Origin of the sequence: Pacificibacter sp. (genome assembly GCF_039769035.1) — a bacterium.
In the GTDB taxonomy this organism is placed as follows: Bacteria; Pseudomonadota; Alphaproteobacteria; order Rhodobacterales; family Rhodobacteraceae; genus Celeribacter.
Genome location: NZ_JBDMZG010000168.1, coordinates 1 through 7,124 on the forward strand (window position 1 = coordinate 1; position 7,124 = coordinate 7,124).

General features: G+C 54.6%; 6 protein-coding genes. All 6 read right to left on the reverse strand.

Going from position 1 to position 7,124, the window contains the following annotated elements; genetic code table 11:
• Positions 1-621: molybdopterin-dependent oxidoreductase (locus ABF287_RS14110; protein ID WP_347185636.1), on the reverse strand; the 621-nt coding region annotated here is incomplete at its 3' end.
• The gene (gene nirD / locus ABF287_RS14115) at positions 618-953 is read right to left on the reverse strand and encodes a nitrite reductase small subunit NirD (protein WP_347185637.1); all 336 of its coding nucleotides are present in this window, start codon (positions 951-953) and stop codon (positions 618-620) included. The genes nirD and ABF287_RS14110, both read right to left, overlap by 4 nt.
• Positions 950-3,382: a nitrite reductase large subunit NirB gene (gene nirB / locus ABF287_RS14120; RefSeq protein WP_347185638.1), complete on the reverse strand. Its 2,433-nt coding sequence runs from the start codon at positions 3,380-3,382 to the stop codon at positions 950-952. Before nirB ends, nirD begins: the two co-directional genes overlap by 4 nt.
• A 3-nt stretch (positions 3,383-3,385) precedes the next feature.
• The gene (locus ABF287_RS14125; protein WP_347185639.1) at positions 3,386-5,056 is read right to left on the reverse strand and encodes an ABC transporter ATP-binding protein; all 1,671 of its coding nucleotides are present in this window, start codon (positions 5,054-5,056) and stop codon (positions 3,386-3,388) included.
• 5 nt (positions 5,057-5,061) lie between these two features.
• Positions 5,062-6,135, reverse strand: a complete 1,074-nt coding sequence (locus tag ABF287_RS14130; protein WP_347185640.1) for an ABC transporter permease — start codon at positions 6,133-6,135, stop codon at positions 5,062-5,064.
• A gap of 66 nt (positions 6,136-6,201) precedes the next feature.
• A partial coding sequence (locus tag ABF287_RS14135) for a CmpA/NrtA family ABC transporter substrate-binding protein (RefSeq protein WP_347185641.1) occupies positions 6,202-7,124 on the reverse strand: 923 nt, incomplete at its 5' end.

Here is a 7,124-nt window from a genome sequence, read left to right on the forward strand (position 1 = left end):
GGCAATCCGCAGATGTATGTCAGCAAGTTCAGACGTGGCGGTTTTGCGCGGATCAATGTTCACAACGCGCATGTCAGGACGCGCCGCTTTCGCCGCTGCGATGCGTTGGTGCAAAATAGGATGGCACCACGCAAGGTTCGATCCAACCAGCACGATCATGTCGGCCTGTTCCAGGTCCGCATAGGTGCCCGGCACCGTGTCGGACCCAAAGGCCCGTTTGTGACCCGCCACGGATGACGCCATGCAAAGCCTTGAATTGGTGTCGATATTTGCAGAGCCGATGAACCCTTTCATCAGCTTATTGGCGACGTAATAGTCTTCGGTCAGCAGTTGACCCGAGACATAGAATGCCACGCTATCGGGGCCATGTTCGCGGATTGCGTCACTAAACATCGTCGCAACCATATCAAGCGCATCATCCCAACTCGCGTCACATTTGCCGATCTGCGGGGCGAGAAGACGACCCTCGAGATCGAGGGTCTCGCCGAGCGCCGACCCCTTAGAGCACAAACGCCCAAAATTCGCTGGGTGATCAGGATCGCCTTTGATCGTCCCATCTGCGCCCGCCAGAACGCCACAGCCAACCCCGCAGTAGGGGCAGGTTGTTTTGGTTAGCGTCATGCCACGGCCCGCCCGCGCAAGAATGCAGCATCTAGACTGATCCGACCGTTTTCAACACGCGCCGGATAGGTGTTGACGCGGCCCTCATCGGCTCCTTGAACAAGACCCGTTTCCAATGAAATGACCCAATTGTGCAGCGGACAAGTCACCGAAGATCCATGGACGATCCCTTCTGCCAATGGTCCGTTTTTATGGGGGCAAGCGTTGTCGAGCGCATAGACCTCATCGGCGCCAGTGCGAAATACCGCGACACAGCCGTGCACCGTTTTGACCAGCCGCGCCCCGCGTTGTGGCACATCATCAAGGGCCGCGATATCAATCCAGTCGCTCATTCTGCGGCCTCCAGTGTTAGGTCTGCGACAGGGGCATATGTGGCCGCTTTCGTCGTGACGTGATCCGCCCAAGGGTCGCGGCGATAAATGGATTGCGACAACTCGAAGCGATCAACAAGGGCAGTGCGATTGTTCAGATCAGTCACCTGTTCAGTGATCCAATCCAACCCAACCTTGGCCATCCATTTATAGATGCGGTCCAGATATTTCGCGTTCTCACGGTATAGCTGTGTGACAGCTTTGATCACGGCAATTGCTTCATCCTCATTGGGGACTTGAAGCAGCAATTCGGTTTCACGCACGTCCATGCCTGCCGCGCCACCGATGCTGATCTGATAGCCGCTATCGACACAAACGATCCCGATATCTTTGCAGGTGGCCTCTGCGCAGTTGCGCGGGCAACCCGACACACCAAGCTTTAACTTATGCGGTGTCCATGATCCCCAAAGCGTTTTTTCCAGCTTGATCCCAAGGCCGGTGCTGTCTTGCGTCCCAAATCGGCAGTGATCCGTCCCAACACAGGTTTTCACGGTGCGCAGCCCTTTAGAATAGGCGTGACCTGATACCATGCCAGCATCATTGAGGTCTTTCCAAATGGCAGGCAAATCTTCGCCTTTAACGCCGAGCAAATCAATCCGCTGTCCGCCAGTCACCTTGACCGTTGGCACCATGTATTTGTCGGCGGCATCCGCGATGGCCCGCAATTCGTCCGGCGTGGTGATCCCGCCCCACATGCGCGGCACGACAGAGAATGTACCATCTTTTTGAATATTCGCGTGTTTACGTTCATTAATGAAACGCGACTGCGGGTCGTCTTGGTATTCAAGCGGACAATCGGCGAGCAAATAGAAGTTCAACGCAGGTCGACAAACGTGACAGCCGCAAGATGTCTTCCACCCACATTCCTGCCAAACGGCTGGCATCGATCTTAGTTTTTGGGATTTGATCATACGCCGCACGTCTTCGTGGGTCATATCCGTGCAGCCGCAAATTGATGCGGCCGCTGGGATCACAAAATCATCGCCCAAGGTTACCGCGAGGACTTGCTCCACCAATCCAGTGCACGTCCCGCAAGATCCCGACGCCTTGGTGACGCTGCGCACAGCACCAAGATCAGTCGCCCCTGCGGCGATTGCATCCTCAATCTGACCTTTACAAATGCCGTTGCACCCACAGATTTCCGCCTCACGCGGTAAGGCTGCAACGGCTAAGAGCGGGTCCGACGCACCGCCCCCCTGATACGCAGGGCCGAATATCAATGTTTCGCGCATGTCTGTGATATCGGTCTTGTCGCGGATCAGGCCAAAGAACCAATTGCTGTCGGCCGTGTCGCCATACATGACTGCGCCGATGACAATGTTGTTTTCCAAAACCAAGCGACGGTAAACGCCGCGTGCAGGATCACGAAAGACGATGTCTTCGCGGCCCTCCCCATCGGCAAAATCGCCCGCGCTGAACAGATCACAGCCTGTGACCTTCAGTTTGGTCGACAGCTCTTTTTGCACAAATTTACCAGCTTCGCCCAAAAGGGTTTGTGCGGCGACTTTCGCCTGATCATACAGCGGCGCGACAAGCCCAAAAATTGCCCCGTCGTGTTCCACACATTCACCGACGGCCAAGATGTCGGCATCCGATGTCACCATCTGGTCATCCACATGAATGCCTTTGCTAACGGCAAGCCCGCAGTCTTGGGCAAGTTTCACATTGGGTCGAATGCCCACGGCCATGACCAACAGGTCGCAAGGCAGTTCGGTGCCGTCATCCAGCAACAGCGCTTTCACCCGCCCATTTTCGCCAAGGATTTCTTTGGAATTGGCAGAGCATTTGACGGTGATGCCCTTGTCCACTAGCGCCTTGCGCAGCAAATATCCGGCCGCCTCGTCCAACTGCCGTTCCATCAAGTGGCCCATGATATGAACCACGGTCACATCCACTCCGCGCGCGGCCATGCCTGCGGCGGCTTCTAGTCCTAGCAAACCACCACCGATCACGACGCAGGTATTATCAGGGCCAAGGTCCATCATGGTTTGAGTGTCTTCCAGATCGCGGTATGCGATGACACCTTCCAAATCGTGGCCAGGCAGTGGGATCATAAACGGGTTCGATCCCGTGCCGAAAATCAATTTATCGTACGCCAGAACATCGCCGTTTTCGGCGGTCACTGTCTTGGCGGCGCGGTCGATGCTGGCGATGCGCTCGCCAAACCGACATGTCACATTATTGGCCGCATACCACGCATCGTCATGGGTCACGATTTCGGCGTAGGACTTATCCCCCGACAAAACAGGCGACAGCATGATGCGGTTATAATTGCCTCGTGGTTCCGCGTTAAACAGGGTCACATCGACATCCGCATTTGCGTCAAAAAGATGCTCTAACGCGCGGCCTGTTGCCATGCCTGCACCAATGACGATCAGTTTCTGGGTCATGAATTATTCCGCCGCAATTGGTTTGGGTTTTGGTTTTGCGCCATGTTCGTATTCCTCTAGGAAATCCAGAACCTCGGCGCGGTAATTATAATAATCGGGATGTTCTAGCAGCGCCTTGCGGGTGCGTGGACGCGGCAGCTTCACATCTGTGATCTTGCCGATGGTGGCTTGTGGTCCGTTGGTCATCATCACCACACGGTCCGCGAGCAGGATCGCCTCATCGACGTCATGTGTCACACAAACGGCAGTCACCTTGGTGCGCGACCAGACCTCCATCAGCACCTCTTGCAGCTCCCAACGGGTCAAACTGTCGAGCATGCCAAACGGTTCATCGAGCAAAAGCAATTTGGGCGATAAGGCAAAGGCGCGTGCGATGCCCACACGCTGTTTCATGCCGTTGGACATGGACGACGCTTGTTTATCCATCGCATCGGCCAGACCGACCCGTTCCAGATAATATTCGATCACGTCCTGCCGTTCAGCCTGCGATGCTTTTGGGTAAACTTTGTCCACACCAATGGCCACGTTTTCCTTGGCGCTGAGCCATGGAAACAGATTGGGCGATTGGAACACAACGGCGCGTTCAGGGTCAGCACCTTCGACGTTCCAGCCGTCCAGACGAATGGCCCCTTTTGAGATCGGGTTCAGTCCGGCGGCCATGGTTAGCACAGTGGATTTACCGCAGCCGGAGTGACCGATGAGGCTGATGAATTCGCCTTTGTTCACCTTGAGATCAAAATTTTCGACAACTGTCAGTGGACCTTTTGGCGTCGGGTAAACCTTGTCGAGCTGCGAAAAGTTCAAATAGCGTTCTGTGATGCCGCTCTCTTGGGCACTGGCCACAGCAGCAGGTACGGAATGGATCGGCGTAACCTTCGGCAGGTGTCGGGTTTCCTCGACCTTGGCGGCGATACCCACGTCCATTAGATAATTGGTGACGCGCATCCGCAGGGCTTTGAACGTTGTATCATCATTCATCGCAGCACGGTCGCGTGGACGCGGAATATTGACCGTCACAGCCTCGCCCAATGTTCCATCAGGGTTTAACGGAATGATCCGGTCGGCGAGCAAAATCGCCTCGTCCACATCATTGGTAATCAGGATGCAGGTTTTTTTGTCCTTCTCCCAAATATCCAAAATCTCATCCGCAAGATTTGCACGGGTCAACGCATCCAGCGCGCTAAGCGGTTCATCAAGCAGCAACATTTCAGGGTTCATCGCTAGCGCACGGGCAACTGACACACGTTGGCGCATGCCACCCGATAATTCCGAAGGGCGGCGCGATTTCGCGTGTGGTAGCCCGACCATGCCAACGTAGTGGTCGATCTTGGCTTCCCGTTCTTCCTTGGACAGCTTCGGGAACACTGCATCCACGGCAAGCCCAACATTTCCGCCCACGGTCAACCACGGCATCAGTGAATAGCTTTGAAACACCAAACCACGCTCTGGGCCTGGTCCTTTGATCGGGGCGCCCTTGAATGTGACGGTCCCGCTGTCTGGTGTATCCAGTCCTGCGATCAGGTTCATAAGTGTGGATTTACCGGTACCAGAAAATCCAAGGATGGCAACAAATTCGCCCTCCGCCACATCAAGGTTGATGTCATGCAACACGTCGTTGCGGTGAGTGCCTTGGCCAAAGCCTTTGAACACGTTTTGAAAACTCAGAATGCTCATGATGATTACCGGTTCTCTGTAAAGGTGAACATGGATTGCAGCGCATACATCACGCGGTCGAGCAAGAAGCCGATGATCCCGATGGTGAAGACAGCGACCATGATTTTGGCGAGTGATTGCGATGACCCGTTCTGGAATTCATCCCAGACGAATTTTCCAAGACCAGGGTTTTGCGCCAGCATTTCTGCCGCGATCAGCACCATCCAGCCCACACCCAGCGACAGGCGCAAACCCGTGAAGATCAACGGCAGGGCAGAAGGCAAAACCAGTTTGGTGATTTTGGAATAAGTCGACATTTTGAGAACTTTGGATACCGACACCAAGTCCTTGTCGATCGACGACACGCCGAGGGCTGTGTTGATCAATGTTGGCCAAAGCGAACACAGCGTCACAGTGATGGCCGATACAAGGAAGGATTTGGAAAACATCCCGTCATTGGTGGTGTAAAGCGCGGAGACGATCATCGTCACAATCGGCAACCACGCCAGTGGGCTAACCGGTTTGAAAATCTGGATCAGCGGGTTGATCGTGGCATTGGCCGTGGCCGACAGCCCCGCCATGATCCCCAATGGGATCGCGATAATTGACGCAATCAGAAAGCCGAAAAACACAGTGGTGATCGAGGTCCAGATTTGCGCGTAATATGTTGGACGGCCTGTATATTGACGTTCTTTGACATCATCTGCGCGACCATTGGCGATCAGATCAGCGTTGCGTTTGTCTTGACGTTGATAAAATGCCGCCTCTTTTTCGCGCTCGCGCACCGCGTCATCATTCAGGTTAATGGCCTGTTCCCAGACTTGTGCCGGACCGGGGATCGCACCCAGTGAAGTTTGCACCTTTGGCGCCAACGTCCCCCAAGCGACAAGGAAAATCGCGATGGCCAACAGTGGCACACATAGCAGGCGCCAAATTTCGGACATTTGTGCGCGCGGATTATCGCCCGCTGCGGCCTTAAGCAGCGGCGTCAGCCACGCCAGACCAAACACTTGAAACCAAGCATCTGCTTTGTTGATCCGCGTAAAAAGCTTTGCGCGGCGGGCTTCGGCGGAGAGAGTTTCAGGATCAATTGCGGTCATTTGCTTTGGCCTTTTGGCTATCGAGAATAAGAAATGCGCCGCAGCTTATGCCGCGGCGCAAAGGGGTTATTCGGTGATCACACCGTCAACGAGTTTTTGGGAACCTTTCAGGCCGATTGGCAGGCTTTCCAGATATGCGTTTGGCGCACGTCCATCGAAAGGAATGCCATCGATGATGTCAGCCGCAGGGGTTGGCTCTTTGAAGCCGTCGCTATCCCATGGGAAGTCCGCTTCGTTTGCCATGCCGTCATCAACCAGCATGCGCGCGGCTTCGAGGTAGATGTCAGGACGGTAAACTTCTTTGGCTTTTTCGATGAACCATTCATCCGAAACAGGTTCAGCAATTTGACCCCAACGACGCATTTGCGTCAGATACCAGATCGCATCCGAATAGAACGGGTATGTCGCGTTATAGCGGAAGAACACGTTGAAGTCTGGTGCAGGACGCACATCGCCTTTTTCAAACTCGAAGAAGCCCGTCATGGAGTTCGCGATCACTTCGGAATCGGCGCCGACGTATTCAGAACGAGACAGGATTTCGACAGCTTCTTCGCGGTTCGCGTTGTCGTTTTCATCCAACCAGATCGCAGCGCGGATCAATGCCTTGGTCAAGGCGATGGTCGTGTTCGGGTTTTCTTCAGCAAACTGCTTGGTGATACCGAACACTTTTTCAGGGTTGTTCTTCCACATGTCATAGTCGGTGATGACTGGCACACCGATGCCTTTGAACACGGCTTGTTGGTTCCACGGTTCACCTACGGCGTAGCCGTTGATGGTGCCCGCTTCCATTGTGGATGGCATTTGTGGAGGTGGCGTCACCGACAGGAAGACGTCCGCACCAATCGTGCCGCTCACATCTTCTGGAGAGTAGTAGCCAGGCTCTAGCCCGCCAGCCGCCAACCAATAGCGGATTTCGTAGTTGTGTGTAGAGACCGGAAACACCATGCCCATGTTGAACGGCTCGCCGCGGTCCTGATAATCTTCAACCA

What these genes read in the sequence shown, in the direction of transcription:
- nirD (WP_347185637.1), bottom strand. Translation starts at nt 953, where the DNA reads ATGAGCGACTGGATTGATATCGCGGCCCTTGATGATGTGCCACAACGC.
- nirB (WP_347185638.1), bottom strand. Translation starts at nt 3,382, where the DNA reads ATGACCCAGAAACTGATCGTCATTGGTGCAGGCATGGCAACAGGCCGC.
- ABF287_RS14125 (WP_347185639.1), bottom strand. Translation starts at nt 5,056, where the DNA reads ATGAGCATTCTGAGTTTTCAAAACGTGTTCAAAGGCTTTGGCCAAGGC.
- ABF287_RS14130 (WP_347185640.1), bottom strand. Translation starts at nt 6,135, where the DNA reads ATGACCGCAATTGATCCTGAAACTCTCTCCGCCGAAGCCCGCCGCGCA.